At 69.2% G+C, this 25,852-nt stretch carries 32 protein-coding genes and 1 tRNA gene; 18 read left to right on the top strand and 15 right to left on the bottom strand.

Features of this window, described 5'->3' with window-relative positions; translation table 11 throughout:
* Positions 1-34 precede the first annotated feature (34 nt).
* From SGCZBJ_RS02490 to pnp, 8 genes are all read left to right on the top strand, one after another.
* A tRNA-Met gene (locus SGCZBJ_RS02490) sits at positions 35-111 on the top strand.
* 60 nt (positions 112-171) lie between these two features.
* Entirely contained in the window at positions 172-630 is a 459-nt protein-coding gene (locus SGCZBJ_RS02485; RefSeq protein ID WP_101716457.1) for a MaoC family dehydratase, read from the top strand.
* A gap of 63 nt (positions 631-693) precedes the next feature.
* Complete coding sequence (locus SGCZBJ_RS02480; protein ID WP_101716453.1) at positions 694-2,094, top strand: serine hydrolase domain-containing protein; 1,401 nt, start codon at positions 694-696, stop codon at positions 2,092-2,094.
* A 24-nt stretch (positions 2,095-2,118) separates the two neighbouring features.
* Entirely contained in the window at positions 2,119-2,901 is a 783-nt protein-coding gene (locus tag SGCZBJ_RS02475; protein ID WP_101716452.1) for a dienelactone hydrolase family protein, read from the top strand.
* Between the two features lie 222 nt (positions 2,902-3,123).
* Positions 3,124-3,591 (top strand): 30S ribosome-binding factor RbfA, encoded by a 468-nt coding sequence (gene rbfA, locus SGCZBJ_RS02470; RefSeq protein ID WP_101716451.1) that lies wholly within the window; start codon positions 3,124-3,126, stop codon positions 3,589-3,591.
* A 3-nt stretch (positions 3,592-3,594) separates the two neighbouring features.
* On the top strand, positions 3,595-4,527 hold the full coding sequence (gene truB / locus SGCZBJ_RS02465) for a tRNA pseudouridine(55) synthase TruB (RefSeq protein ID WP_101716450.1): 933 nt from the start codon (positions 3,595-3,597) through the stop codon (positions 4,525-4,527).
* A 14-nt stretch (positions 4,528-4,541) separates the two neighbouring features.
* Positions 4,542-4,811: a 30S ribosomal protein S15 gene (rpsO, locus tag SGCZBJ_RS02460; protein WP_058348691.1), complete on the top strand. Its 270-nt coding sequence runs from the start codon at positions 4,542-4,544 to the stop codon at positions 4,809-4,811.
* Positions 4,812-5,061: 250 nt separating this feature from the next.
* On the top strand, positions 5,062-7,212 hold the full coding sequence (gene pnp / locus SGCZBJ_RS02455) for a polyribonucleotide nucleotidyltransferase (protein WP_101716449.1): 2,151 nt from the start codon (positions 5,062-5,064) through the stop codon (positions 7,210-7,212).
* Positions 7,213-7,287: 75 nt separating this feature from the next.
* On the opposite strand, the gene SGCZBJ_RS02450 is transcribed toward pnp, so the two are convergent.
* From SGCZBJ_RS02450 to SGCZBJ_RS02440, 3 genes are all read right to left on the bottom strand, one after another.
* Positions 7,288-7,881, bottom strand: a complete 594-nt coding sequence (locus SGCZBJ_RS02450; RefSeq protein ID WP_101716448.1) for a thermonuclease family protein — start codon at positions 7,879-7,881, stop codon at positions 7,288-7,290.
* Entirely contained in the window at positions 7,881-8,297 is a 417-nt protein-coding gene (locus SGCZBJ_RS02445; RefSeq protein WP_101716447.1) for a DUF5991 domain-containing protein, read from the bottom strand. The genes SGCZBJ_RS02450 and SGCZBJ_RS02445 overlap by 1 nt, the downstream gene beginning before the upstream one ends.
* A gap of 78 nt (positions 8,298-8,375) precedes the next feature.
* Positions 8,376-8,972 carry a YqgE/AlgH family protein gene (locus SGCZBJ_RS02440; RefSeq protein WP_101716446.1) on the bottom strand — a complete coding sequence of 199 codons (597 nt, stop codon included), beginning with the start codon at positions 8,970-8,972 and terminating at the stop codon, positions 8,376-8,378.
* Positions 8,973-9,080: 108 nt separating this feature from the next.
* Between SGCZBJ_RS02440 and SGCZBJ_RS02435 the strand changes: the two genes are divergently transcribed.
* A complete protein-coding gene (locus SGCZBJ_RS02435) occupies positions 9,081-9,563 on the top strand; it encodes a peroxiredoxin (RefSeq protein ID WP_101716445.1) in 483 nt (160 codons plus the stop codon).
* 148 nt (positions 9,564-9,711) lie between these two features.
* Here the strand turns inward: SGCZBJ_RS02435 and SGCZBJ_RS02430 are convergent, their stop codons facing one another.
* The 3 genes from SGCZBJ_RS02430 to SGCZBJ_RS02420 form a co-directional block, all read right to left on the bottom strand.
* The gene (locus tag SGCZBJ_RS02430; RefSeq protein WP_101716444.1) at positions 9,712-10,449 is read right to left on the bottom strand and encodes a M48 family metallopeptidase; all 738 of its coding nucleotides are present in this window, start codon (positions 10,447-10,449) and stop codon (positions 9,712-9,714) included.
* A 46-nt stretch (positions 10,450-10,495) separates the two neighbouring features.
* On the bottom strand, positions 10,496-11,761 hold the full coding sequence (locus SGCZBJ_RS02425) for a polyhydroxyalkanoate depolymerase (RefSeq protein ID WP_101716443.1): 1,266 nt from the start codon (positions 11,759-11,761) through the stop codon (positions 10,496-10,498).
* Between the two features lie 119 nt (positions 11,762-11,880).
* Positions 11,881-12,474, bottom strand: coding sequence for an SCO family protein (locus tag SGCZBJ_RS02420; protein ID WP_101716442.1), 594 nt, complete (start codon positions 12,472-12,474; stop codon positions 11,881-11,883).
* Positions 12,475-12,531: 57 nt separating this feature from the next.
* Between SGCZBJ_RS02420 and SGCZBJ_RS02415 the strand changes: the two genes are divergently transcribed.
* Both SGCZBJ_RS02415 and spdR read left to right on the top strand, forming a co-directional pair.
* Complete coding sequence (locus SGCZBJ_RS02415; RefSeq protein WP_101716441.1) at positions 12,532-13,932, top strand: ActS/PrrB/RegB family redox-sensitive histidine kinase; 1,401 nt, start codon at positions 12,532-12,534, stop codon at positions 13,930-13,932.
* Between the two features lie 89 nt (positions 13,933-14,021).
* Positions 14,022-14,579, top strand: coding sequence for a stationary phase response regulator transcription factor SpdR (spdR, locus tag SGCZBJ_RS02410; protein WP_058348705.1), 558 nt, complete (start codon positions 14,022-14,024; stop codon positions 14,577-14,579).
* 198 nt (positions 14,580-14,777) lie between these two features.
* On the opposite strand, the gene SGCZBJ_RS02400 is transcribed toward spdR, so the two are convergent.
* The 3 genes from SGCZBJ_RS02400 to SGCZBJ_RS02390 all read right to left on the bottom strand — a co-directional run bounded on the left by SGCZBJ_RS02400 (position 14,778) and on the right by SGCZBJ_RS02390 (position 16,618).
* Positions 14,778-15,563: an SDR family oxidoreductase gene (locus SGCZBJ_RS02400; protein WP_101716439.1), complete on the bottom strand. Its 786-nt coding sequence runs from the start codon at positions 15,561-15,563 to the stop codon at positions 14,778-14,780.
* Positions 15,564-15,640: 77 nt separating this feature from the next.
* The gene (locus SGCZBJ_RS02395; RefSeq protein ID WP_101716438.1) at positions 15,641-15,943 is read right to left on the bottom strand and encodes a 4a-hydroxytetrahydrobiopterin dehydratase; all 303 of its coding nucleotides are present in this window, start codon (positions 15,941-15,943) and stop codon (positions 15,641-15,643) included.
* A 30-nt stretch (positions 15,944-15,973) separates the two neighbouring features.
* The gene (locus SGCZBJ_RS02390; RefSeq protein WP_101716437.1) at positions 15,974-16,618 is read right to left on the bottom strand and encodes an HAD-IA family hydrolase; all 645 of its coding nucleotides are present in this window, start codon (positions 16,616-16,618) and stop codon (positions 15,974-15,976) included.
* A 155-nt stretch (positions 16,619-16,773) separates the two neighbouring features.
* Between SGCZBJ_RS02390 and SGCZBJ_RS25960 the strand changes: the two genes are divergently transcribed.
* Entirely contained in the window at positions 16,774-17,427 is a 654-nt protein-coding gene (locus SGCZBJ_RS25960) for a hypothetical protein (protein ID WP_240621392.1), read from the top strand.
* Positions 17,428-17,433: 6 nt separating this feature from the next.
* Here the strand turns inward: SGCZBJ_RS25960 and rsmD are convergent, their stop codons facing one another.
* The gene (gene rsmD, locus SGCZBJ_RS02380) at positions 17,434-17,997 is read right to left on the bottom strand and encodes a 16S rRNA (guanine(966)-N(2))-methyltransferase RsmD (protein ID WP_101716436.1); all 564 of its coding nucleotides are present in this window, start codon (positions 17,995-17,997) and stop codon (positions 17,434-17,436) included.
* Positions 17,997-18,641 (bottom strand): TMEM175 family protein, encoded by a 645-nt coding sequence (locus SGCZBJ_RS02375; protein WP_101716435.1) that lies wholly within the window; start codon positions 18,639-18,641, stop codon positions 17,997-17,999. The genes rsmD and SGCZBJ_RS02375 overlap by 1 nt, the downstream gene beginning before the upstream one ends.
* Positions 18,642-18,780: 139 nt before the next feature.
* Here SGCZBJ_RS02375 and SGCZBJ_RS02370 point away from each other — a divergent pair, with 139 nt between their 5' ends.
* Positions 18,781-19,725, top strand: coding sequence for a CPBP family intramembrane glutamic endopeptidase (locus SGCZBJ_RS02370; protein ID WP_101716434.1), 945 nt, complete (start codon positions 18,781-18,783; stop codon positions 19,723-19,725).
* A gap of 11 nt (positions 19,726-19,736) precedes the next feature.
* On the opposite strand, the gene SGCZBJ_RS02365 is transcribed toward SGCZBJ_RS02370, so the two are convergent.
* The gene (locus SGCZBJ_RS02365; protein WP_101716433.1) at positions 19,737-20,408 is read right to left on the bottom strand and encodes a lysophospholipid acyltransferase family protein; all 672 of its coding nucleotides are present in this window, start codon (positions 20,406-20,408) and stop codon (positions 19,737-19,739) included.
* A 12-nt stretch (positions 20,409-20,420) separates the two neighbouring features.
* Complete coding sequence (locus SGCZBJ_RS02360; protein ID WP_101716432.1) at positions 20,421-21,407, bottom strand: phosphatidate cytidylyltransferase; 987 nt, start codon at positions 21,405-21,407, stop codon at positions 20,421-20,423.
* A gap of 70 nt (positions 21,408-21,477) precedes the next feature.
* Here SGCZBJ_RS02360 and SGCZBJ_RS02355 point away from each other — a divergent pair, with 70 nt between their 5' ends.
* Both SGCZBJ_RS02355 and SGCZBJ_RS02350 read left to right on the top strand, forming a co-directional pair.
* The gene (locus SGCZBJ_RS02355; RefSeq protein WP_101716431.1) at positions 21,478-21,858 is read left to right on the top strand and encodes a hypothetical protein; all 381 of its coding nucleotides are present in this window, start codon (positions 21,478-21,480) and stop codon (positions 21,856-21,858) included.
* Positions 21,855-22,541, top strand: a complete 687-nt coding sequence (locus SGCZBJ_RS02350; RefSeq protein WP_101716430.1) for a CDP-alcohol phosphatidyltransferase family protein — start codon at positions 21,855-21,857, stop codon at positions 22,539-22,541. The genes SGCZBJ_RS02355 and SGCZBJ_RS02350 overlap by 4 nt, the downstream gene beginning before the upstream one ends.
* 3 nt (positions 22,542-22,544) lie before the next feature.
* Here the strand turns inward: SGCZBJ_RS02350 and SGCZBJ_RS02345 are convergent, their stop codons facing one another.
* The gene (locus SGCZBJ_RS02345) at positions 22,545-23,825 is read right to left on the bottom strand and encodes a pseudouridine synthase (protein ID WP_101716429.1); all 1,281 of its coding nucleotides are present in this window, start codon (positions 23,823-23,825) and stop codon (positions 22,545-22,547) included.
* 141 nt (positions 23,826-23,966) lie between these two features.
* Here SGCZBJ_RS02345 and SGCZBJ_RS02340 point away from each other — a divergent pair, with 141 nt between their 5' ends.
* Genes SGCZBJ_RS02340 through SGCZBJ_RS02330 form a run of 3 tightly spaced genes read left to right on the top strand, consistent with a single transcriptional unit; the run spans position 23,967 to position 25,367 of the window.
* Positions 23,967-24,479 carry a DUF7662 domain-containing protein gene (locus SGCZBJ_RS02340; RefSeq protein ID WP_101716428.1) on the top strand — a complete coding sequence of 171 codons (513 nt, stop codon included), beginning with the start codon at positions 23,967-23,969 and terminating at the stop codon, positions 24,477-24,479.
* A complete protein-coding gene (locus SGCZBJ_RS02335; protein ID WP_101716427.1) occupies positions 24,469-24,900 on the top strand; it encodes a type II toxin-antitoxin system VapC family toxin in 432 nt (143 codons plus the stop codon). Before SGCZBJ_RS02340 ends, SGCZBJ_RS02335 begins: the two co-directional genes overlap by 11 nt.
* Entirely contained in the window at positions 24,897-25,367 is a 471-nt protein-coding gene (locus tag SGCZBJ_RS02330; RefSeq protein WP_101716426.1) for a nucleoside deaminase, read from the top strand. The genes SGCZBJ_RS02335 and SGCZBJ_RS02330 overlap by 4 nt, the downstream gene beginning before the upstream one ends.
* Here SGCZBJ_RS02330 and SGCZBJ_RS02325 read toward each other — a convergent pair.
* Positions 25,364-25,768 carry a hypothetical protein gene (locus tag SGCZBJ_RS02325; protein ID WP_240621391.1) on the bottom strand — a complete coding sequence of 135 codons (405 nt, stop codon included), beginning with the start codon at positions 25,766-25,768 and terminating at the stop codon, positions 25,364-25,366. The two genes, SGCZBJ_RS02330 and SGCZBJ_RS02325, sit on opposite strands and share 4 nt — an antisense overlap.
* Positions 25,769-25,852 lie beyond the last annotated feature (84 nt).

The following is a 25,852-nucleotide window of genomic DNA, read 5'->3' as shown; positions in this document are numbered from 1 at the left end:
GTCCAGAACCCTCCCTCACGATACATACCCCTGCCGCGGGGTGGAGCAGCCCGGTAGCTCGTCAGGCTCATAACCTGAAGGTCACAGGTTCAAATCCTGTCCCCGCACCCAAATTCTTCTACAAATGGCCCTCGCTTTCGCGGGGGCCTTTTGTCGTTTCGGGATCTGCTGATGACCGACCGCTACCTGGACGACCTGACCGTCGGCGAGACCTGGACGGGCCAGCCGTTCGTGCTCTCCGAGGCCGAGATCCTCGACTTCGCCCGCGCCTACGACCCCCAGCCGATGCATGTCGACGTCGAGACCGCCGCGACCGGCCGTTTCGGCGGGATCATCGCCAGCGGCTGGCACGTCGCCTCGCGGGTGATGCGCGAATATGTCGACGCCGCCCCGTTCGGCGCCACGCCGATGCTGGGCATCCGTATCGACGAGCTGACCTGGCTGAAGCCTGTGCGTCCCGGCGACGCCCTGACCGTCCATCGCGAGATCGTCGAGGCCACCCGTTCGCGCTCGAAGCCCGACCGCGGGACCATCCGCACCTTCACCCGGGTGACAAACCAGCACGGCGAGCCGGTGCTGACCTTCTTCAACCTGATCCAGATGCCGACCCACGCGGGCGTGACCCTGTAAGGCGCCTTGCCTTCGCGCCCGGCTCGCCCTCAGTCTGCGGACCTTGCAACGGGGGGGCATCGAATGCGGCGACGGACGGTTCTGGCGGGCGGCGTGCTTGTCTCCAGCCTAGTGGCGCTGGCCCTGGCTTCGCCCGCGCTGGCCGCGTCCCTCTCCGTCGACAAGGCGCGCCAGGTCGACGCCATCGCCGCCGAGGTGTTGGCCGCCACCGGCGCGCCCTCGGCCTCGGTGGCCATCGTCGAGGACGGCGAGCCCGTCTACGGCAAGGCCTATGGCCTGGCGCGGCTGTCGCCGGTCGTTCCCGCCGCCACGTCCACCCGCTACGGCATCGCTTCGGTCAGCAAGCAGTTCACCGCCGCAGCCATCCTGCTGCTGGCCGAAGACGGCAAGGTCTCGCTCGACGATCCGGTGGGCAGGTACGTGCAGGGCCTGACCGACGGCGACAAGATCACCCTGCGCCAGGTGCTGTCGCACACCGCTGGCTATCGCGACTACTGGCCGCAGGACTTCGTGTTCGAGGCCATGCGCGCGCCGACCACGCAGCAGAAGATCCTCGACGGCTGGGCGCGCATCCCGCTGGACTATCCGCCCGGGGAGCAGTGGCGCTATTCCAACACCGGCTTCGTCATCGCCGGCCTGGTGGTCGAGAAGGTTTCGGGCGAGCCGCTGTTTGCCTTCCTCAAGCGGCGGATCTTCGATCCCCTGGGCATGACCGGCGTCACCGAGGACGACAGTAAGGCGCTGTCGCCGCCCGACGCCGGCCACTACACCCGCTATGGCCTGGGGCCCGTGGTCCTGGCCGACAAGGAAGGTCCCGGCTGGCTGTTCGGCGCGGCGGAGCTCGCCATGTCGCCGTCGGACCTTGCGCGTTGGAACCGGGCGATGATCCGCCGCGAGTTGCTGAAGCCCGCCTCATGGGAGGCGATGACCACCTCGGTCGATCTGTCGAGCGGGGCTCCCGCCGGCTATGGCCTGGGCGTGTCGGTCAAGGTGCGCGACGGGGTGACTAGCATCAGCCATGGCGGCATGCTGTCTGGCGTCTTGACCAGCAACACCGTGTGGCCGGGCGAGAGGCGGGCGGTGACCGTGGTCGCCAACGCCGATTTCGGCGAGCCGCAGACGGCCATCTCGCAGCGCATCGCCTTCCTGCTTCGACCCTCGACGGGGCCGGCGGCGACGGCGCGGACCCTGGTCGCCCAGTTGCAGGCGGGGACGATCGATCCGGCCTTGCTGACCGCCAACGGCAAGGCCTGGTTCACGGCCGCTCGCCTGGCCGACTTCAAGCAGAGCCTGGCGCCGCTTGGACCTTTGCGCATGCTCGACGGCCAGGGCGTCCAAGTGCGCGGCGGCATGACCTGGCATGGTTTCGACGCGGCCTTCGGCGCGCGGACCCTGTCGGTGTCGATGCGGCTGACGCCGGACGGCAAGGTCGAGCAGTTCCTGATCGGGCCGAAGGCGGCCTGACGAGATACGGGCGAGGGGGCGGCCATGGCCGACGTGTTCGAGGGCTTTTCGAGGTTCGAGTTCGACGACGGCCGCTGGAGCCGGTCGGTCTGGCGGATGGGAGCCGGGCCGGCGGTGATCGTTGTCCACGAGATCCCCGGTCTGCACCCCGGCGTACTGGAGTTCGCCCGCGAGGTGGCCGCCGCCGGCATGAGCGTCTTCTGTCCCAGCCTGTTCGGCGAGCCCGGCCGGCCCGTCAGCCGCGGCTATGGCGCGGCTTCGTCGTTGCAGATCGCCTGCGTGCGGCGCGAGTTCAACCTGTGGCGCGGCGGCAAGTCGAGCCCGATCGTCGACTGGCTGCGGGCGCTGGCCAGGCAGGTTCATGCCGAATGCGGCGGCAAGGGCGTGGGGGCGGTGGGCATGTGCGTCACCGGCGGCTTCGCCCTGGCGATGATGACCGAGCCTTGCGTGGTGGCGCCGGTGCTGTCGCAGCCTTCCCTGCCGGTGACGGCCAAGGGCGACCTTGATCTTTCGGCCGAGGAGCTGGCCTGCGCCAAGCGGCGGTTCGAGACCGAGGACCTGTCGCTGATCGCCCTGCGCTACAAGACCGACTGGCATGTGCAGGACGGGCGCTTCGCGCGGCTGAAGGCCGAGTTCGGCGCGCGGGCGGAGTTGATCGAACTCGAGGACGCCGACGCCAACGGCTATCGTGTAATCCCGCCGCACTCGGTGCTGACCCTGCATTTGGACCGCGATCGGCCGGACGGAGCGGGGATGGCCGCGGCGCGGCGGGTGGTGGCGTTCTTCCGGGAGCGGACGGGGGCGTGAAGGCAGCCCCTCTTCCCGAAGGGGGAAGTTCCTGCTGATCTGAGGGCGGCAGCCGGCTCGCAGGCCACTCCTCCTCCGTCGGCTTCGCCGACGCCTCCCCCTCCAGGGGGAGGGTCTTGATGCTGGACTTTTCCACCTCACGCGCCTAGACACCGCGCCTTCGATTTTCCCCGCGCTACCGGCGTTCGATCCGCCGGCCGGGCTGCAAAGGCTATCCGCGCCATGAAGCGCCATTCCGACAAAACCAAGGGCGGACCCGTGGGTCCGTCGCAGCGCCAGCTTCGGGCCGGCGAACTGATCCGTCACGCCCTGGTCGACATCCTCCGCGAGGAAGAGCTGGCCGACGAAGCCCTGGCCGGCGTCTCCGTCACCGTCTCCGAAGTGCGCATGAGCCCCGACCTCAAGCACGCCATCTGCTTCGTCGAGCCGCTGGGCGCGGGCCTGGCCGACCAGGGCGCGAGCCAGAACGTCGACGAGATCATCAAGGGCCTGAACCGCGTGGCCAAGTTCCTGCGCGGGCGCCTGGGCCGGTCGATCGACATGAAGTTCACGCCCGACCTGAAGTTCATCCACGACGAGAGCTTCGGCACGGCCGCCTACATGGACAAGCTGTTCCTTGATCCGCGCGTGCGCCAGGACACCGAGCGCCGCCTGTCCGACGTGATGGATGACGAAGACGAGGACTACTGAGCCATGGCGCGCCGCAAGAAGGGCGACGCCGTCTCGGGCTGGGTGTGCCTGGACAAGCCCTACGACCTGACCTCGACCAGCGCCGTCAGCCGCGTGCGCCGGGCGTTCAACGCCCAGAAGGCCGGCCACGCCGGCACGCTGGACCCGCTGGCCACCGGCATCCTGCCGCTCGCCCTGGGCGAGGCGACCAAGACCGTCCCGTTCCTGATGGACGCCGACAAGGCCTATCGCTTCACCATCGAGTGGGGGCGCAACACCACCACCCTGGACCGCGAGGGCGAGACGACGGCCTCGTCCGACGTGCGCCCGGCGCTCGAGGCGGTCGAGGCGGCTCTTCCCGCCTTCGTCGGCGAGGTCGACCAGGCGCCGCCGAACTTCTCGGCCATCAAGGTCGACGGCGAACGGGCCTATGACCTGGCGCGCGACGGGGTCGAGTTCGAGCTGCCGACCCGCAAGGTGACGATCCACGCCCTGCGCGTGCTGTCGGTTCCCGACGTCGATCACGTGGAGCTGGAGATGGAATGCGGCAAGGGCACCTATGTGCGCGCCGTGGTCCGGGACCTGGCCGCCGCGCTCGGCGCCTGTGGACATGTCAGCCAGCTTCGCCGCACGCGGGTCGGCCAGTTCACCGAGGACTCGGCGATAAGTCTGGAAACTCTAGAGAATTTGGGCTATGAGGCCCGACTGTCGGAGGCATTGCTTCCGGTCGAGACCGCGCTGGACGACATCCCGGCGTTGGCCGTGACCGACGAAGACGCCTTCCGGCTTGCGCAAGGACGCGCCATCGTTCTGCTACCCAGGCAGGTGGAAACGCTGAAAGCCGAGCTCGTGCCCGGTGATCGCACCGTTTCCGCCATGTCCGGAGAACGCCTGGTGGCCTTGTGCGAGATGCGCGCCGGAAAGCTCAATCCGGTGCGGGTCTTCCAACTCACCTGAGCGGAGACAACCCGATGTCGATCACTGCCGAGCGCAAGAGCGCTCTCATCGCCGAACACGCTCGCACCGAGGGTGACACCGGCAGCGCCGAAGTCCAGGTCGCGATCCTCTCGGAGCGCATCTCGAACCTGACCGAGCACTTCAAGACCCACAAGAAGGACAACCACAGCCGTCGTGGCCTGCTGAAGCTGGTTTCCCAGCGTCGCCGTCTCCTCGACCACCTGAAGAAGTCCGATGAAGGCCGTTACGCGGCTCTCATCGAGAAGCTGGGTCTGCGCCGCTAAGGCGCATTTCCGCCGCCTTACCTCGGTAAGGCGGCGGAACGCTATTTGGGGTCAGCCATCTCGAGACAGGCCGAGGTGGAGGATCCGAGGGTTTCGCTTCTCACGGGGCGGCGCCCAGTACGTGCGAGGGTTCACGTCCTCAAACCCCCGCCTGTCGCATTAGGATGAGGATCATCGGGCCGGCTCCATTGGCCGTCCGCCCCTGTCCACGCCCGACGGGAATCCGCCCGCGGGAACCGAAAGAAGATAAATGTTCGATATCAAGCGCAAGACGATCGAGTGGGGCGGCAAGACGCTCGTCCTCGAAACCGGTCGCATCGCCCGTCAAGCCGACGGCGCTGTCCTGGCCACCATGGGCGAAACCGTCGTCCTGGCCACCGCCGTGTTCGCCAAGAAGGCGAAGCCCGGCCAAGATTTCTTCCCGCTGACGGTCAACTACCAGGAAAAGACCTTCGCGGCCGGCAAGATCCCGGGCGGCTACTTCAAGCGTGAAGGCCGTCCGTCGGAAAAGGAGACCCTGGTCTCCCGCCTGATCGACCGTCCGATCCGCCCGCTGTTCGTCAAGGGCTTCAAGAACGAAGTCCAGGTCGTCGTGACCGTGCTGCAGCACGACCTCGAGAACGATCCCGACATCCTGGGCATGGTCGCCGCCTCGGCCGCCCTGACCCTGTCGGGCGCCCCGTTCATGGGCCCGATCGGCGCGGCTCGCGTCGGCTGGGTGAACGGCGAATACGTGCTGAACCCGACGCTCGACGAGCTGAAGGAAAGCGCGATGGACCTGGTCGTGGCCGGCACCGCCGACGCCGTGATGATGGTCGAAAGCGAAATCAAGGAACTCTCGGAAGAGATCGTCCTGGGCGGCGTCAACTTCGCCCACCAGCAGATGCAGGCCGTGATCGACGCGATCATCGACCTGGCCGAGCACGCCGCCAAGGAGCCGTTCGACTTCCAGCCGGAAGACACCGACGCCCTGAAGGCCGAAGTGAAGAACGCCGTCGGCCAGGACCTGGCTGACGCCTACAAGATCCAGGCCAAGGGCGAGCGCGTCGCCGCCCTGGGCGCCGCCAAGAGCAAGGCCATCGAGACCTTCGCCAAGAGCGAAGCCAAGCCGGACGGCATCGACCCGCTGAAGCTGGTCTCGGTGTTCAAGGAACTGGAAGCCGACATCGTTCGTCGTTCGATCCTCGACACCGGCATCCGCATCGACGGCCGCACCGTCGACAAGGTCCGTCCGATCCTGGGCGAAGTCGGCATCCTGCCGCGCACCCACGGTTCGGCCCTGTTCACCCGCGGCGAGACCCAGGCGATCGTGGTCGCCACCCTGGGCACCGGCGACGACGAGCAGTTCATCGACGCCCTGGAAGGCACCTACAAGGAATCCTTCCTGCTGCACTACAACTTCCCGCCCTACTCGGTCGGTGAGACGGGCCGCATGGGCTCGCCGGGTCGCCGCGAAATCGGCCACGGCAAGCTGGCCTGGCGCGCCCTGCGTCCGATGCTGCCGGCCAAGGAAGACTTCCCCTATACCATCCGTCTGGTCTCCGAGATCACCGAGTCGAACGGCTCGTCCTCGATGGCCACGGTCTGCGGTTCGTCGCTGGCCATGATGGACGCCGGCGTGCCGCTGGTGCGTCCGGTGTCGGGCATCGCCATGGGCCTGATCCTCGAAAAGGACGGCTTCGCCGTTCTGTCCGACATCCTCGGCGACGAAGATCACCTGGGCGACATGGACTTCAAGGTGGCCGGCACCAGCGAAGGCCTGACCTCGCTGCAGATGGACATCAAGATCGCCGGCATCACGCCCGCGATCATGGAGCAGGCCCTGGCTCAGGCCAAGGACGGCCGCGCGCACATCCTCGGCGAGATGAACAAGGCCATGGAAGCGCCGCGTGAAGACGTCGGCGAGTTCGCTCCGAAGATCGAGACCATCACCATCCCGACCGACAAGATCCGTGAAGTGATCGGCACCGGCGGCAAGGTGATCCGCGAGATCGTCGCCACCACCGGCGCCAAGGTCGACATCAACGACGAAGGCACCGTGAAGGTCTCGGCCTCGGACGGCGCCAAGATCAAGGCCGCCATCGACTGGATCAAGTCGATCACGCAGGAAGCTGAAGTCGGCGCGATCTACGACGGCAAGGTCGTCAAGGTCGTCGATTTCGGCGCCTTCGTGAACTTCTTCGGCGCCAAGGACGGTCTCGTCCACGTCAGCCAGATCAGCAACGAACGCGTCGCCAAGCCGTCGGACGTGCTGAAGGAAGGCCAGATGGTCAAGGTGAAGCTCCTGGGCTTCGACGACCGCGGCAAGACCAAACTGTCGATGAAGGTCGTCGACCAGACGACGGGTGAAGACCTGTCGAAGAAGGCCGAAGTGACCCCGGAGGAAGCCGTCAACACCTGATGACGGCTTTCAGGGCGACCTGAAAATGCAGCGGGCGGCTCCGAAAGGGGCCGCCCGTTTTGCATTGTGCGGGGATCAGAAGGCGTCTGCACGCCCCCGCCACAGGCCGATGCGGCGCTCGCGTGCGACGTCCTCGGGATCGGCGTATTGCCCCTCCAGATCGGCGGCCCAGCCTTGTTCCACCTGCGCCAGATTCAGCGAAGCCAGGTCGGAGTCGCAGGCCCCGCTTTCAGCCTGGCAGGGGATGTCGGAGACGAAGCACAGGCCCAGCCAGCGACCATCGCGAGGCGGCGGGCCCTCCGGCCGACAGGCGACGCTGCGTCCGTCGATCAGTCGTTCGAGATTGGCGCGAGAGGCCTCGCCGCAGGCCCATGGCTCGTCGCCGGGCCCGGTGCACAGGCGGTCGGGCAGGGGCGCCTTGATGGTCCACAGGTCCGCCTCGACGCCCTGGATTTCCAGGGTGTCGCCGTCGATGGCGCGGGCCGGCCCGAACAGCGGCGTGCGGCTGTCGAGCGTTTCGGGCTCAGGCTTGGCCCTCGCCGCCAATTGCGCCGCGTCGGCGACCTTGATCGGGTGCGGCTGCGGGCGCGCGACCTGGTAGGCGTAGGCCGCCAGGCCCGCGATTCCGGCCGTCGCCGCCAGAAGCAGCACGATCCGCAAGGCCTGCATCAGCGCACCTTGCGGAAGAAGGGGGCGGGGGTGCGCGTCGCGCCTTCGTCGGGCGTGAAGCCGGTCCAGCGGGTCAGCAGCCGACGGCCCGACCGCGACAGCACGAACAGCGGCTGGCCGGACTTATAGACCTGCACGCCGAAGCGGTTGCCGTCGGCCGGCGACGGATAGCGCAGGAAGCGCACCTCCAGTCCCTCGGCGGTGGGATGGGCGCTGCAGGCCAGGGTCTCGAGCGTCTGAAAGCCCTCGCCGTGCAGTTCGCAGCCGTCCTGCGTCAGGGTCAGCCGCCAGGTCACCAGGATAGGCGAGCCGCCGGCGGTGCGGCCGCCGTCATGGGTATAGGTGTAGAGGCCGTCCCACCCGGAAGGCGCGGGCGCAGCGGCGATCGCGGCGGCGGCCAGCAGAGAAGCAAGCATGGGCTGCGCCTCGCATCACGGTGATCCTCAAGGGCAGCCTAGAGGCGGGCGTTGGCAAGGCCAAGCGGCGCCATGGCATCAAGCCCGCCCGGCCTGGGCCGAGAGGTGGTCGGCGGTGATGCCGATCTTGGCAAGGGCGCGGGTCCACTTGCTTTCGTGGTCGTCGCCGAACAGCAGGGCCTCGTCGGCGTCGCAGATGAGCCAGACGTTGTCGCGCAGCTCCTGCTCCAGCTGGCCGGGGCCCCAGCCGGAATAGCCGAGGGCCAGGATCGCGCGGCGCGGGCGATGGATGCGGCTGCCCAGGGCGTCCAGGGCGTCGCGCGTGACGGTCAGGGCCAGGCCGTCGCCCACCGGCGCGGTGGAGTCCGGCGAGACGTAGTCGTCGGTGTGCAGCACGAAGCCGCGCTCGCGCTCGACCGGGCCGCCCAGCATGACGAGGTCGCTGGGCGCGCGCACCTCGGGCTCGACGCCCAGCTTGTCGAGCAGCTCGTACACCGTCAGGCCCTCGACCGGGCGGTTGACCGCCAGGCCCATGGCCTGCTCGTCGTCGTGCGAGCACAGATAGACCACGGCGCGCTCGAAGCGCGGGTCCTCGATGCCGGGCATGGCCACCAGGAGCCGGCCGGTCAGGAATTGGCCCTCGCCGTCGAGGGGAGCGGTCTCGGGAGCGTCCATCTGTTGAGGATCGGCACACAACGCGTCGGTTTCAAGTCAAACCACGTTATTGGCGAAACGAACCGGACGCTTTATCTCCGGTCTGCCCTTTCAGCACAGGATCACACCATGGCGATCAAGGTTGGCGACACGCTTCCGGCGGCCACGTTCATGACCAGCACGGCCGAAGGCCCCGCTCCGGTCACCTCCGACGAACTCTTCAAGGGCAAGACCGTCGCCCTCTTCGCCGTCCCCGGCGCGTTCACCCCGACCTGCTCGGCCAAGCATCTGCCGGGCTTCAAGGAAAAGGCCGCCGAACTGAAGGCCAAGGGCGTCGACACGATCGCCTGCATCTCGGTCAACGACGTCTTCGTGATGAAGGCCTGGGGCGCCGACCAGGGCATTTCGGGCGAAGTGCTGCTGCTGGCTGACGGCAACGGCGACTTCACCCGCGCCATCGGCCTGGACTTCGACGGCAGCAAGTTCGGCATGGGCTCGCGCTCGCAGCGCTACTCGCTGATCGCCAAGGACGGCGTGGTCGAGACGCTGAACGTCGAGGAAGCCGGCGAATTCAAGGTCTCGTCGGCCGACTACATGCTGGGCCAGCTGTAAGCAGGTCCTGGGCCGCCCTCGTCCGGAGTTTATCCTCGGGCCGACCGTTGGTCGGACCCGGGGGCAAGCTCAGGATGAGGGCTACCGACGGGCCGAGACAGTCGAGAACCTCACCCCGAGCCTGTCGAGAGGCGGGGTTCTCGAACCCTCACGCCGAGATCGCGTGCAACTGCGCCGCATGCGAGCGCAGCCAGGCGCGATGCGGCGTGGGATCGCCGATCAGGGTCTCGCACAGCGCCCAGAAGCGCGGGCCGTGATTGGCCTCCACCAGGTGGGCGCATTCGTGGGCGACGACGTAGTCGGCCACCGCCGCCGGCGCCAGCACCAGCCGCCAGCTGTAGCGGATCGCCGCCGGCGCGCCGGGGCGCGCGGGCCGGCACGAGCCCCAGCGGGCTTTCGGATCAGCCACCGCCACCGACGGCATCGGCCGTCCCAGCCGTCCGGCGTGATGGGCGGTGCGCTCGGTCAGGATCTCCAGCGCCCGGTGCTTGACCAGCCGCAGGATCTTCAAGGACCAGTTGGCGTCGTCGGGGGCGATCAGGGCGTCCTCGGTCATCCGCGCCCGTCCGGGACCGACCTCCAGCCGATAGGCCTTGCCCCAGATCTTCAGCACGCCGCCGGGCTCGATCACCTGGCGGCCGGGCAGGGCGGCCAGCTGCAGGCTCATCCAGCCGGCCTTCTCGTGGGCGAAGGCCACCGCTTCGGTCAGGCGGCGCTGGTTGGGGGCGATGGCGACGATCTCGGACTTGGCCCGGTCGACCCGCAGCGATACCCGCCGTGCGCGCCCGTCCACCTTCAGCCGCACGGCGCAGCGCTCGATCTCCAGCCGGTCGCCGTCGGCGAAGCGTCGTGGAGCGGCCTTGGGCTGCGGGCGAAAGAGGTTCATCGCCCTCTAGATCGCGCCCGCCGGCCCTTTGCGCAAGGCCTGGTCTTCAGCCCTTCTTGCCGGCGAAGTTGGGATCGGTGCGCAGGATGAAGTCGCGGACCTTGGGATAGATCTCCTCGCGGAACCGGCGGCCGTTGAACACCCCGTAGTGGCCCACGCCCGGCTGGACATAGTCCTCCTTCAGCTCGGCCGGAAGGCTCGAGCACAGGTCGTGGGCGGCCTGGGTCTGGCCGATGCCGGAGATGTCGTCCTTCTCGCCCTCGACCGTCATCAGGCCGATGTCGGTGATCGCCGAGGGATCCACCTTGCGGCCCCGGTGCATCAGCTCGCCCTTGGGCAGCAGGTGGCGCTGGAAGACGATGTCGATGGTCTGGAGATAGAACTCTTCAGTCAGGTCCAGCACCGACAGGTACTCGTCGTAGAATTCCAGGTGCTTGTCGGCCCCGTCGCCGTCGCCCTCGACCAGGCTGTTGAAGTAGCGGCGGTGGGCTTCCTGGTGCTTGTCGGCGTTCATGCTCATGAAGCTGGCCAACTGCACGAAGCCCGGATAGACGCGCCGGCCCATGCCCGGATAGGGCGCGGGCACGGTGTAGATCATGTTGGACTGGAACCAGGTGAAGGGCTTCTCCTCCGCCAGGTTGTTGGTCACGGTCGGCGACAGGCGCGCGTCGATCGGCGAGCCCATGAAGGTCATGCTGGCCGGGCGCGACGGGTCGTTGTCCTCGGCCATCAGGGCGGCGGCGGCCAGCACCGGCGGTCCGGGCTGGCAGACGGCCAGCACGTTGGGGCGCGGGCCTAGCACCCGCAGCATGTCGCGGATGTGGTCGATATAGTCGTGGAAGTCGAAGCGGCCCTGCAGGACCGAGACCTCGCGGGCGTTCTGCCAGTCGACGATGAACACCGCGTGGTCGGGCAGGAAGGCCTCGACCGTGCCGCGCAGCAGGGTCGCGTAGTGGCCCGACAGCGGGGCGACGATCAGCACGGCGGGGTCCAGCTCGAACTTGCCGGCCCGTCGCATGTCGGCCATGTCGCGGTCGAACTGGATCAGGCGCGCCCACGGGCTCTGCCAGACCACGGTCGGGCGCACGCGCACGTCGACGTCGTTGATCTTGACCGTGTCGATGCGCCAGTCGGGCTTGCCGTAGCGACGGGTGACGTTGGAGAACAGGTCCGCGCCCGCATAGAGCCGCCGGCCAAGTTCGGTGTTGGCGGCCGGGTTCAGCGGCGAGCCCCAGAAGTCGCGGGCCGCGCGGGCGGCCAGCCGCATGGGGGTCGAGGCGTAGAAGCTCGCTTCGTGCAGGGCGTACAGCATGCCGTCTCCAGCGATTGTGCGCTGCAACATAACACGCCGGCCGTTAAGAAGGTACAGCCCTGAGGTGACCTAACGGCGCCGCGACGCAAAAAATGGGCGAACCTCCCCCAGAGGGGGCCTTACCTGCCTTCCATCGCCGCCTTCAGCTGGCGGGCGATCTCCTCGGGCGGGCTGCTGTAGGCGATGACGCGGTCGAAGCGGCCCTTCGGGTCGATGACATAGATCGCCGTGGAGTGATCGACGCTGTAGTCAGGGCCGTCGCCGACCTTGCCGGCGTAGGCGCGATAGGTCTTCACCGTGGCGTCCACCTGGGCCTGGGTTCCGGTCAGGCCGACGATGTTCCTGGGCAGGTGGCCGGCGGTCAGGTAGGCCTTCATCTGGGCCGGGGTGTCGCGGGCCGGGTCGACCGAGATCATCACGATCTGCAGGTCCTTGGCCTTGGGGCCCAGCTGGTCGCTGGCGGTCGCCAGGGCCTGCAGCGTGCCGGGGCAGACGTCGGGGCAGTAGGTGAAGCCGAAGAACATCGCGCTCCACTTGCCCTTCAGCACGCTCTCGTCCGTCGGTTTGCCGTCATAGTCGACCAGCTGGAACGGCCCGCCCACCGCCGCCGGCTTGGGCGCGGGGTGGAAAACGCCGCTCTGGACGATCAGCGCGCCGGCCAGCAGGACGCCCACGACGCACACGGCCAGGACCATCAGGCGGTTGCGGTTCATGGGGTCTGCATCCTTTGGGGCTCGCCAGATCGAAATTTCTGGCCTTAATGTGGCGTCATGGCCGACGCTTCGTTCAAGGACGCGCCGAAGAAACCATCACCCGACGGGCTCGATAGGCCCGACGGCGCAGGTGCGCAAGACAGCGACGACTGGTCCTGGGCCGGCCCCGGGCTCCGCCAGGGACGCCTTCGTGTCCGAACATTGATCGCCCAACGCTGGCTGACAGTGGCCGGCCAGTCGGTGACGGTGTTGCTCTGCGGCCTGGTGCTCGAGCGGCAGATTCCCTACGCCCTGTGCTTCTCGCTGATCGCCTTGTCGGCCTGGCTGAACGTGCTGATCGGCCTGGCCTCGACCGGCCAGCGCCTGGCGCGCGACGTCGAGGCCACCGCCCAGATCGCCTTCGACATCCTGCAGCTGTCGGGGATGCTGTACCTGACGGGCGGGGTCTATAACCCGTTCTCGCTGCTGCTGATCGCGCCGGTGACCCTGGCGGCGGCCACCCTGCCGGCGCGCTACGCCCTGGGCCTGGGGGTGCTGGCGGTGATCGCCACCATCGTGCTGGCCTTCCTCTACATGCCCTTGCCGACGCCGATCGGCGTGCCGCCGCCCAGGCCTGAGGCCTCGCTGCTGACCGGCATCGTCGCGGCGAGGATCCTCGGGATCGTCGTCACCGGCCTTTATGCCTGGCAGGCGGCGACGGAATCGGCCCGCATGGAGCTGGCCCTCAACGTCACCGAGACCGTGCTGGCCCGCGAGCAGCGCCTGTCGGCCCTGGGCGCCCTGGCGGCGGCCGCCGCGCACGAGCTGGGCACGCCCCTGGCCACAATCTCGGTCGTCGCCCGCGAGATGGCGCGCGGCGCCCCAGACGAGCAGACCCGCGAGGACGCCGAACTCCTGATCGGCCAAGCCGCCCGCTGCCGCGAGATCCTGCAGCGCCTGACCGAAATGCCCGAGGCCCAGGACGCCGTCCACGAGCGCATGAGCCTGATCCAGCTGGTGCACGAGATCATCGAGCCGCACATGATCCACGGCGTGCGGGTCGAGGCGGTGGTCAACGGGCCGTCCGGCGAGTCGGCCCCCGACGTCTGGCGCCGGGCCGAGGTGATCCACGCCCTGACCTCGATCGTCGAGAACGCCGTGGACTTCGCCCGTTCCGAGGTGATCGTCGTGGCCCGCTTCGATCCGCGCTCGATCCTGATCGAGGTGCGCGACGACGGTCCCGGCTTCTCGCCCGAGGTGCTGGCCAAGCTGGGCGAGCCCTATGTGACCTCGCGTCCGGGGGCCGAAGGCTCGCGCACCGGCCACATCGGCATGGGCCTTGGCTTCTTCATCGCCAAGACTCTCCTGGAACGGACTGGCGCGGCCGTGGATTTCAGGAACGGCCGTCGTGGCGGCGCGGTGGTCGCGGCGCGTTGGCCACGCCCGGCAATGGAAGCTCCCGGCTTCATCGGGGTTTGAGTACGAAAGACTTGCGAAGTTTTGCAAGTTCTAGACATGATGGCGATACGACACCCGGTTGAGTAATGGCGCGGGGAGGCGCTGAGTTGATGGCGGATATCGGAGAACTGGTCGCGGCCCTGCCGGACAAGTCCTTGCTTCTGCTCGACGACGATGCGCCCCTGCGCACCCGTCTTGGTCGAGCTTTGGAACAGCGCGGCTTCGAGGTGACCCTGTGCGCCTCTGTGGCCGAGGCGATCGGCTCGCTGAAGTCCCAGGCGCCGGCCCATGCGGTGCTCGACATGCGGCTCGAGGACGGCTCGGGCCTCAAGGTGGTGGAGGCCGTGCGCGACGCCCGCGCCGACGCCAAGATCATCATGCTGACCGGTTACGGCAACATCGCCACGGCGGTGGCGGCGGTGAAGGCCGGGGTGGTCGACTACCTGTCCAAGCCGGCCGACGCCGACGACGTGGCCCGCGCCTTGCTGGCCGCCAAGGACGCCGCCCCGGCCCCGCCGGAAAATCCTATGAGCGCCGACCGCGTGCGCTGGGAGCACATCCAGCGCGTCTACGAGATGTGCGGCCACAACGTGTCGGAGACGGCCCGCCGCCTCAACATGCACCGCCGGACCCTCCAGCGGATCCTGGCGAAACGGGCGCCGCGGTAGGGCCCCCTCAGTCGCTCCGCGACAGCTCCCCCAGAGGGGGGCGTCTTCCGCGATCAAAGATCCTCCCCCTCTGGGGGAGGTGGCCCGGAGGGCCGGAGGGGGACGGTTTCAGCTTCCGCCGGTCTTGGCCGATGACGCAGCCACTCCCCTCTCCGTCGCCTTCGGCGACACCTCTCCCAGAGGGAGAGGGGCCTTCACTCACATCGCCGAGATCCCGCCGTCTAGCTTCAGCTCGGCGCCGGTCATGAACTTGCTCTCGTCGCTGGCCAGGTAGAGCACGGCGTTGGCGATGTCGTCGGGCTCGCCGATGTGGCCCAGCGGGATCTGCCGGCCCAGCTTGGCGTGAGCCTCTTCCTTGCCCAGGCGCTGGCTCAGCGGGTCGAGGATCGGGGTGTCGATGAAGGTTGGGTGGATCGAGTTCGAGCGGATGTCGAGCCCCAGCTTGGCGCAGTAGAGCGCGATGTTCTTGGACAGCAGCCAGACCCCGGCCTTGGAGGCGTTGTAGGCCGGCGAATTGTGGTTGGCGATCAGGCCGGCGATCGAGCTGATGTTGACGATCGAGCCCGGCTGGTGGGCGCGCATGTGGGCCAGGGCGTGCTTGGCCCCCAGGAAGACGCTGTCGACATTGATCGACATGATCTTCTTCCAGAGGTCGAACTCCATCTGCTCCAGCGGCTTGTCGCCGGCGACGCCTGCGTTGTTGACCAGCACCGAGAGCCCGCCCATGTCGGCCGCCGCCGCTTCGAGGGCCGCGACCCACTGGTCTTCCTGGGTGACGTCGAGGGCGTAGGCGAAGGCCGTGCCGGCGCCATGGGCGGCGTTGATCTCGGCGGCCACGGCCTTGGCCCCGTCGACATTGATGTCCGCCAGGGCGACCTTGGCGCCTTCCGAGGCCAGCTTGCGCGCCGCCGCCGCGCCCAGGCCCTGGGCCGCGCCGGTGATGAAGGCCTTCTTGCCGGCGACCCGGCCCGTGGTCTGCGCCATTCGGCGTCCTCCCTGTAATTCAAACGATAGTTTGAACCGGATGCGGGAGGAGGGGAAGGGGTGTTCGCGGCCTCCGCCTATCCGCCCGCGATCCCATCCATGAATTTCGCCAGCTGCACGTCGCGCTCGCTGACGCCGTCGCAGTCGTGGGTGGTCAGGGTCACCTCGACGCGGTTGTAGACGTTGAACCACTCGGGGTGATGGTCGCGCTTGTCGGCCTCGATGGCCACGCGGGTCATGAAGCCGAAGGCGGCGTTGAAGTCGGCGAAGCGGAAGGTCTTCTCGATGGCGTCCTTGCCGTCGGCGGCGGTCCAGCCGGAGAGCTGGGCGAGGGCGGCGGCGGCGCCGATCTTGGCGGGGGCGGTCGTCGGGGCGGTCATGGGGGGCGGCTCCTGAAGCTTCTGATCTCTTCAGAACGACAATCCGGTCGCCGCCGCAAGCTCCGCCAACGCCCGGTCCTCGCTGGAGACCTTGATGGCGATCATCCCCAAGGCCGCGGCCGGCTTGCAGTTGACCCCCAGGTCGTCGAGGTAGACGCAACGCTCCGGCGACACGCCCAGCAGGCCGGACATCATCTGGTAGATGCGCGGGTCGGGCTTGCGCACCCCGGCCTTGGAGCTTTCGATCAGGGCGTCGAACTGGGCCATGATGTCGGCCACGGCGGCGGCTTTCTCGGCGGAGGACGCCATGCCCGCGCCGTGGCCGGCGCCGGGCACGTTGTTGGTGATGCAGCCGACCTTGAAGCGCGCCTTGCAGGCCTTCAGCGCCGCGATCATGCGGGGGCGGATCTCGCCCGACAGCAGCGGCAGCACGTCGCGTCCCGGCACGGCGTGGCCCAGGCGCGCGGACTCTTCTAGGAACAGCTCGTCGAAGGTCGCCGCGTCGATCTCCGCCCGCTCGAACCGCGCCCAGGCGTTGGTGTCGGGATCGACGGCGTTGACGCCGCGGATGAAGTCGGTCGGCAGGTCGTTGCGGGCCTCGTAGCGGCGGAAGGCCTCGAAGGGCGAGGTGGTGAACACCCCGCCGAAATCCCAGATCACCGCCTCGATCGCCATGGCTTTGCTTGCCTCGAACAATTGTTTGAAATCACACTAGGCGAGGATGGCGGCGGGGAAAAGCCACGTCGAACAATGGTTAAGCTCGCCTTCATGGCGAAAAAGCGCGCGCAGCTCGCCGGGCTCTGGTCTACTGGCTGCCTGGAGTATCCCCCATGCGCCAACTCGTCCTTCTCGCTTTCGCCGCCGGGGTCGCCCTGGCCTCGCCGGTTCTCGCTGGAGATCGCTACGGCCTGGCCGGCGGCCCGCCTGACCGCTCGAACCTGCCGGTCGACCCCGAGATCCTGCCGCCCGACACCCGGCCCGGCGAATGCGTCAACCGCCGCGTCACCGGTCCCGGCGGGGCCTATCGCTGGGAGCGGGTGGAGTGCGACGACGGCGAGCGCGGCTGGAGCGACTTCGACCGTTGGAGCTATGGCCGCCCGCCATTGCGGGTCGACGACCGGGGCGCGCCGCCGCAGGCCTATCTGCCGCCGTCTCCGCCGCAGCAGGACTATGCGCCCGACCGCTACAGCCGCCGCCACGACGACGGCCCGGCCTATGCGCCGAGCTACGCGCCGCCGGTCTATGCCCAGAACGGTTATGTCCAAGACGGTCATGCCCAGGGCGGCTATGCCGCGGGCGGCGCCGTCCAGGGCTATTCACGCCAGGAAGAGGGCTACGAATATAGCCGCGAGAGCGGCTACGACAGCGGCGCGTACGGCGCCTATCCGCCGTCGACGCCCCAGGGCGGTTACGGCTATGCGACCTGGACCTCGGCCGGCCGCGACGAGTACGGCTTCCTGGTCTGGCCGGGCAAGCAGCCCTAGGGCGCGCTACAGCAGCCGCAGGAACAGCACCCGGGCCGCGCCGTAGTCGCGGGCGTCCAGGGTCTCGAAGCCGTCCAGCACCGGGTCGGGCTCGCCGACGCCGCGCTCGAACACGATGATCGCGTTCGGGGCCAGCCAGCCGCCGGCGACCAGTTCGGCCAGGGCCTTTTCGCCCAGGCCCTTGGCGTAGGGCGGATCGAGGAAGGCGATGTCGAAGGCCGCGCCCGCGCTGGCTGGACGTGGACCCAGGTCGGTGGCGTCGCGGCGGTGCACGCGGGTCTGGCCGAACAGGCCGAAGGCGTCGATGTTCTGGCGGATCGCGCCGCGCGCGGCCTCGTTGGTCTCGACGAACAGGCAGTTCACCGCCCCGCGCGAAATCGCCTCGAGGCCGAGGGCGCCGGATCCCGCGAACACGTCGATCACCCGGGCGCCATGCAGCTCCGGCGCCCAGGCGGCGTGCTCAAGTATGTTGAACACGGCCTGGCGGGCGCGGTCGGAGGTGGGGCGGGTGGCGTCGCCCGGCGGGGTGGCGATGGCCTTGCCGCGATACTGGCCCGAGACGATACGCATCAGGCCGCGGCCTCCTCGGGGGTCTCCATGGCGCCGGCCTCCGCGCGGCGACGCATGAAGCGGCCCCCGGCGACGAAGGCGGCGATGGCGGCGGCCAGCGGGATCAGGCCCCAGATGTGGTTCAGGCTGAATAGGATCAGGCCGCACATCAGGCCCGGCGCGACCGCCGTTCGGGCCAGGGTGAACAACGCTTCGCCGCGGTGCACGCGCCCGGCCAGCTCGCCGGCGAAGGCGGCATAGCCCCAGACGATCGACATGGCCACGCCGATCGCCGCCACCAGGCCGACATAGACGAGGGTCGCCTCGCCTGAAGCGTGTTCCCACAGAAGCTCGGTGGCCAGGGGCAGCATGGCGATCAGCCCCAGCACCGCCAGGTTCAGCACGTCGAGCACGCCGTTGGCGGCGCGCAGGCGGGCGAAGATCCGCCGGTGGCTGATCCAGTAGACGCCGATCACGGCGAAGCTCACGGCATAGGCCCACAGCTTGTGGCCCATCTGGCCAAACAGGTCGGCCACGCCATGCCAGTGCTCGGGCGGATGGATCTCGATGGCCAGCAGGGTGATGGCGATCGCGAAGACCGCGTCGGAAAACAGCACCAGGCGGTGCAGGTGGCGATCTTGCGCCTCGTGCTCGGTCTTGCTCATGAAACCCCCATCGACAACCGCCGATGTGTGCCGTCATTGCCGCGAGACGGCAAGTCGTGGGCGGACTTTGCTCGAAACCTCTTTTCCTTCGGCTCGCGGCCGATTAGCGAGGAGGCGGGTGCTGTGTGGGATTGGGGCCGTGTTCGAGGACGTGAGACGTTCGGCGTTTCTGGACGACCTGACGCCGGCTGACCGGCGCATCGGGCGCATCCTGCTGAGCCTGCCGGTCGGTTTCGTGGCGGCGATCCTGGCCGCCGTGATCGGCGGGGTCTTTGTCATGGCCCTGTTCACCGGCCTGCTGGACGGCGGCTTCGACCAGGCCGCGGCGCTGTTCAAGTCGCTGACCAACCCGAACGCGGCCGCCCTCGACCTGATCACCCTGCTGTTCGTGCTGTGCCTGCTGACGGCCACCAACGGCGGCATGGCCGTGGCCTTCGCCGGCGTCGCGGCCCTGCTGCACGAGCGCCGCCTGCGCAGCTACCTGACCAGCGCGCCGGCCTATCGCTGGCGCCTGACCCTGCTGGGCCTTTTCCTGTTCGCCGTGACCGTCGGACCGCTGCTGGCGGCCAGCGCGCGCCTCGATCCGCACGCGCCGCCCATGCCGATCCTGACCCTGACCTCCACCCTCGACGGCCGGCTCGTCCACGCCGCCGGCGCCATCGGCCTCTTGCTGCTGGCCGCCGCGGCCGAGGAGCTGGTGTTCCGCGGCTGGCTCATCAAGCTGACCGGGGCCTTCACCCATCGGGTGTGGCTGATCCTGCTGATCAACGGCGCGGCCTTCTCGACCATCCATTTCGACCCCAACCCCGACGCCTTCCTGGTGCGGGCGGTGCTGGGGATCGGCCTGGCCTGGGCCACCCTGCGGCTGGGCGGCATCGAGTTCGCGGTCGGCGCCCATGCGGCCAACAACATCGTCATCGTGCTGTTCCTGCAGCCCATGAGCCTGGCCCCCGAGCCGCCACATCCCTTCCGCTGGGAGGTGCTGCCGATCTGCGCGGTGATGCTGGGCATCTATGTCGGCCTGGCCGAACTGGTGGCCCGCACCCCGCGCCTGTCGCGCTGGGCCGGGGTGGCGCCAGCCTAGACCTTGCGCTTCTAGGGTTCGTCCGACCATCTCAGCGGCGGCGCCTGTTCCTTCAGGGCCAGCATCGCCTCGCGCAGGGCGTCCATGAAGGGGCCCCGACGGCCGGTCCAGGCCACCGGCTCGCCCACCAGCACCGCGCAGTTCAGCGGCACCGGCACGCTGGCGCCCTTGGGCAGGACCCGGCCCGCGCCCTGGATCCACACCGGGATCACCGGGGCGTCGGGAAAGGCCTCGGCCAGGCGCGCCACCCCGCCCTTCAGCTGGCCCATGGCGTCGGTGGCGCCGTCGCCGCGCGTGCCTTCGGGGAAGACCAGCACGATCTCGCCCGCCGCCAGGGCGGCGCGGGCAGGGGCCAGGACGTCCTCGCTCTCGCCCGAGGCGGCGCGACGGCCGGCCTTGCTGCGAGCCACCGGCACGATGCCGATCACGTGGCGCGAGAACCAGCCGATCACCGGGTCGCGCAGGAAATAGTCGGCCGCCGCCGCCGGCCGCAGCTTCGACACCGCCCGCGACGGAAAGATCGACAGCATCAAAAGGGTGTCGACGTGGCTGGCGTGGTTGGCGGCGATGATCGCCGGGCCCTTCAGCGGCAGGCGGTCGCGGCCGGACACGTCGGCCCCGGTCATGAACAGGGCCAGCGGCCGGGCGACGAGGACCAGCAGGAGGAAGCGGAGCAGGCGCACGACGCGACTAGATCAGAACCGGTCCAGCGCGAACAGCGCCATGAGGTGGAAGTAGAGCGGGGCGGTGAAGGTCAGGCTGTCGGCGCGGTCCAGCACGCCGCCATGGCCGGGAATGGCGTGCGAGGTGTCCTTGACCCCGATGTCCCGCTTGATGGCGCTCATGGTCACGTCGCCGGCGAAGCCCGCCGCCGGCAGCACGAAGGCGACGATGGCCAGGCCGTGGCCCGACAGCGGCGTGAACACCGGGCCGGCGAACCAGATCAGCGCGGCGGTGGTGATCCAGCCGCCGAGGAAGCCTTCCCAGGTCTTGTTGGGGCTGACGGTGGGCAGGATCTTGCGGCGACCGAAAAGCTTGCCCCAGACATACTGCGCCACGTCGTTGAACTCGGTGGCCAGCAGCAGGAAGAAAACGAGGCCCGCCGCCCCGGCCGGCAGGTGCTCGCTCGGCGGCACGCGCATCAGGAAGGCGACGAAGCCGAGATTGTAGACGCAGGTGACCAGGCCCCAGTGGAAGGTCGCCGCGCTGGCCAGGTAGCCCTTGGTCTGGCCGAGCAGGGCCATCAGCGCGGGCAAACCTAAGAACACCCACACCGGGATGAACACCAGGTAGAACATGTAGCGGTCGGCGAAGATGAAGCCGTAGGCGGCCAGCAGGCACAGATAGGCCGCCAGGATCGCCGGCCGGTCCTCGCGCCGCCGGACCGCGAGAGACAGGAACTCGCGCAGGGCCAGGAACGAGATGAAGGCGAAGACGGCGGTGGTCGCCTGCCAGCCCAGCAGCAGCGCCCCGGCCAGCAGCGCCACCATCCCCCACCACGAGACGATGCGCAGCCGCAGTTCCTCGTACGACTTGCCGGGTTTCAGGCGCGGCAGCACGGCGGCGATGGCGCTGGCTGCGCCCAGCAGGATCACCACGCCGGCCAGGCCCGCCAGCAGGGGCCTGGGTTGGGCGGCCAGGAAGCGGCCTGCGTGTCCGGTCAGATCGCCGACGAAATCCATGGACGCTCCCGTTCGCACTACTCCCGGTATAGCCTAGTTGCCGACGGTTACGAGCCGGGGAGTTTCGTCGATGTCGCGCCTGTTGCGCTCCAGCCTGGTCCACGCCGCCTTCGGCTTCCTGCTGATGGGCGGCTGGACCCTGTGGGCCAACCACGCCCATGGCCTGGTGTGGGGGCCGGCCATCGCCCAGGGCCTGCTGTCGGCAGGGCTGACGGCGCTGCTCAAGAAGACGCTGGAGCGGCTGGACGGGCGGTTCTCGGGCCTTGTCGCCCTGACCCTGCCGCCGGCGATCACCGCCAGCGCCATCCTGGCGACCCTGACCATCGTCCATCGCCTGATCGGCACGCCGGAACTTCTGGCGACGATCGCCTTTCCGTGGACGATGTCGACGCTCTACGCCGTCGCCTACAACGCCCGCCTGGTCGCCGACCGGAGGAAGACCGCGCCATGACCGCTCCCCTCGAGACCGAAGCCCCCGACCTGACCAATCGCCGGCCGCTGAAGACGCGGGGCGCGGCCTGGGCCGGACGGCTGGCGGCCGCCATCGCCGGCAAGGGGATCAGCGCCGACGCGATCTCGGGCCTTGGCCTGGCCTTCGCCGTGTTCGGCGCGGCCCTGCTGGCGGCCAGCGGCGGGGTCGAAGGCGGCTGGCGGTCGCTGTGCCTGGTGCTGGGGGCGACCTGCGTGCAGCTGCGGCTGGCCTGCAACCTGCTCGACGGCATGGTGGCGGTCGAGCACGGCCGCTCCAGCCCCTACGGTCCGATCTGGAACGAGCTGCCCGACCGGGTCGCCGACGTGCTGTTCCTGGCCGGGGCCGGCTATGGCGCCATGAGCGCCGGTTTCTCCGGCGGCCCGGCCCTGGGCTGGATCTGCGCGGTGCTGGCGGTGGTCACGGCCTATGTGCGCGAGCTGGGCCGAGGCCTGGGTTTCGCCGCCGACTTCTCGGGCCCGATGGCCAAGCCGCACCGCATGGCCGCCCTGACGGCGACCTGTGCGATCGCCGCCTTCGAGCCGCTGTGGCGCGGCCGGGGCGAGGTGCTGGCCGTCGGCCTGGCGGTCATCGCGATCGGAACCCTGGTCACCGTCGTGCGCCGCACCCGCACGCTGGCCGAACGGCTGGCGGATCGGCGCTAGAGACTACCGCTTGGGACCGCGCGGAGCGGGCTTGCCGCCGGCAGGGCGCGGACCCTTGAAGCCTGCCGGCTTGCCCGCACGTGCCGGGGCGACATTGCCGCGCGTGGCGCCCTGCGGGGCGCTCTTGCCGGCGGGACGGGCGCCCGACTTGCCGGTCGCACCCTTGGCCGCAACGCCCTTCGCGCCCGGCTTGGCGGGACCCTTGCCGCGCCCGGGCGCCTCGGTGACGAACTTGGTGTCGATCGACTTGGGCTTGTGGGTCTTGGACTTGTGGCCGTCGGTGCGGATCTTGGCCTTGGCCCAGCCGGCCTTGTAGACCTTCTTGGGCTCCTCGACCTTGGGCGTGGCGATCTGCGGCGCGCGGCCCGTGGGGGCGCGGCGCTGGATCTCGCCGCCGCGCAGGCGTTCGCCCTCCTTTGCCACGCCGGGGGCGTAGAGCGGATCGGCGACGCCGACGAACTGCGGCTTGTCGCCCGTGGGCATGTTCTCGTCGGCGATGACGCCGGCCAGCAGTTCGCGGATCACCCGGGGGCCGACTTCCTCGACCTGGCCGGCCTGAAGCGTGCCCAGGGCGAACGGGCCGTATGACAGGCGGATCAGGCGGTTGACCTTCAGGCCCACCGACTCCAGCACCTTGCGGACCTCGCGGTTCTTGCCTTCCGACAGGGTGACCGTGATCCAGACGTTGCGGCCGCCGCCGGCCTTGTCCTGGGCCTTGTCGAGGCGGGCCTCGATCGGGCCGTAGCGGACGCCCTCGATGGTCGTGCCTTCTTTCAGCTTGTCCAGCGTCTCCTGGGTGGCGTGGCCGAAGGCGCGGGCGCGATAGCGGCGGGTCCAGGCGTTCTGCGGCATCTCCAGGGCGCGCGACAACTCGCCGTCGTTGGTCAGCAGCAGCAGGCCCTCGGAATTGAGGTCGAGGCGGCCGACAGAGATCACGCGCGGCAGGCCGTTGGGCAGGGCGCCGAACACGGTGGGGCGGCCGCCCGGGTCGTTGTGGGTGGTCACCAGGCCGGTGGGCTTGTGATAGCGGAACAGGCGCGTGGGCTGGCGGTCCTCGACCAGTTTGCCGTCGACGACCAGCAGGTCGCCCGGGAACACGCGCACGGCCGGGGTGATCAGCACCTGGCCGTTCAGCACGACCTTGCCGGCCTCGATCAGCCGCTCGACCTCGCGCCGCGAGGCCACGCCCGCGCGGGCTAGGGCCTTGGCGACGCGCTCGCCGCCCTCGGCGTCCGGATCGTGCTCGACGGCGTCGTGCAGGGCGGGCTGGTACTTGTCGGTCATGTTCTTGGTCCTTCGACGGGAGGGGCGCATCTCACGATGGGCGTTGAAGAAAGCTCATGGCGCCGAACGACGGGGCGATCAAGGCAGGCCCATTGTCGCGGGAGTGATAAAATAGTATATCACTTATATATGGAGGCGGCGATGAAGTACGAGCCCCTGAAGCGCTACCTGGAGGCGGCGCGAGGCCTGGATCCGTTGCGCATGGCTTTCGACGAGATCGAAGGCGTCCTGGGTTTCGCTCTGCCGCGTTCGGCGCGGGAACATCAGGCCTGGTGGTCCAACACCCGTATCGGCCACACCCATGCGGCCGCCTGGCTGGACGCCGGCTGGAAGACCTCGGGCCTGGACCTGGCTGGCCGTCGGGTGACCTTCCAGCGTGAGGTCGAGCAGGGCGTGGCCGAGGGGGCGACGCCGTTTCGCCATCGCGACGACGCCGTGACTGTGCCGCTGGAGCTGTTGACCCCGGCCGGCCTCCAGATGATCGACCGCGAGGCCAGGCGCATGAGGCTGGATCGCGGAGCCGCCGCCGCGGCGCTGCTGAACGCCCTGGCCGTCGAGCGCCGGCGTGTCCTGCTGGCCGATCTCGCCCAATCCCTGCCGGCCGAGGCGATCGACGCCGCCGCCCTGGTGCGCGAGGACCGCGATGGCCGCTGAGATCGTGCTCGACGCCTCGGTGGCGGCCAAGCTGTTCTTCCTCGAGGCGGGATCCGAGGCCGCGCGGGCGCTGGCCTTGTCCGAAGCCCGGCTGATCGCGCCTGACCTGCTGTGGATCGAGATGGCCAGCATCGCCGCCCGGCGGGTGCGCATCGACGGCCTCGACGAGGCGCGGGCGGGCCGCGCCGTCTCGGCGCTGGACGAGATCGTCGCCGAGTTCCAGCCGATGGCCGGCCTGGCCGAGCGGGCCTTCACCCTGTCGGCGCGGCATGGCGTGAGCGCCTATGATGCGGCCTATCTCGCGCTGGCCGAGCAGCGAAAAACGGTGGTGGTCACCGCCGACGCTCGCCTCGTCGCCAAGGCGCGGACCGCCGGCCTGGGCGCCCATGTGCGATTGCTGGAAGACGGAGACCGGCCATGACCGACGCAGAGGCCATGGCCCTGGCCCTCGACGAGGCCCGTGCGGCCGCCGAGCGCGGCGAGACGCCGGTGGGGGCGGTGATCCTGGATCCTGTGACCGGCGAGGTGATCGCGCGTGCCGGCAACGGCCCGATCGCGGCGCATGATCCCACGGCCCACGCCGAGATCGCGGCCATGCGGCTGGCGGCGGCGAAGCTGGAGAACTACCGGCTGACCGACCTGACCCTGGTGGTGACGCTGGAGCCCTGCGCCATGTGCGCCGGGGCGATCAGCCACGCCCGCATCGGCCGGGTTGTCTGGGGCGCCGACGATCCCAAGGGCGGGGCGGTGGTCCATGGCCCGAAGTTCTTCGCCCAGCCCACCTGCCATTGGCGGCCGGAGACGACGGGCGGGGTGATGGCGCAGGAAAGCGCGGATCTGCTGCGCGGGTTCTTCCGCGCGCGACGCAAGGCGAAGTCCGCCTCCTAGTTCACCATCGCCGAGCCGAGCAGCACCTTGGCTCCCTTCTTGCCCAGTACGCGATCGGTCGCCTTCTGCATCTCGGCGCCGACATAGTCGAGGTCGGGCACGGCGCCCCGGCGCAGGCCCGAGGCGTAGGTCATCAGCACCTGGGCGAAGGCGGCGCGCAGGCGCGGGGTCGAGGCCTGGGCGTGCTCCATGACCTTGGGGTCCTTGGCTTCGATGCCGGTTTCCAGGGTCATCACGCCCTTGCGACCGTCGCGGCGGATGGCCGTGGCGGTGATGGTCGGCAGGGCGAAATAGGTCGGCGGCGCTTCCTTCTTGGCTTCGCCGCCGCTGGCCAGGGCGGGCGAGGGGCAAAGACCGGCGAGCGTCAGGACGGCGGCGAGGAGGGCGAGGGTGCGGCGCATGGCCTTCCGCATAACCCGTCGTGGTTGACGTCCTCTTTACGTCTGGCGCCGCACAAACGCGTTAACCTAGATTCCCCGTGCGTC

Origin of the sequence: Caulobacter zeae, from assembly GCF_002858925.1 — a bacterium.
In the GTDB taxonomy this organism is placed as follows: Bacteria; Pseudomonadota; Alphaproteobacteria; order Caulobacterales; family Caulobacteraceae; genus Caulobacter; species Caulobacter zeae.
Note: the sequence above shows the minus strand (reverse complement) of the source record. Positions and strands in the feature narration are given on the sequence as shown.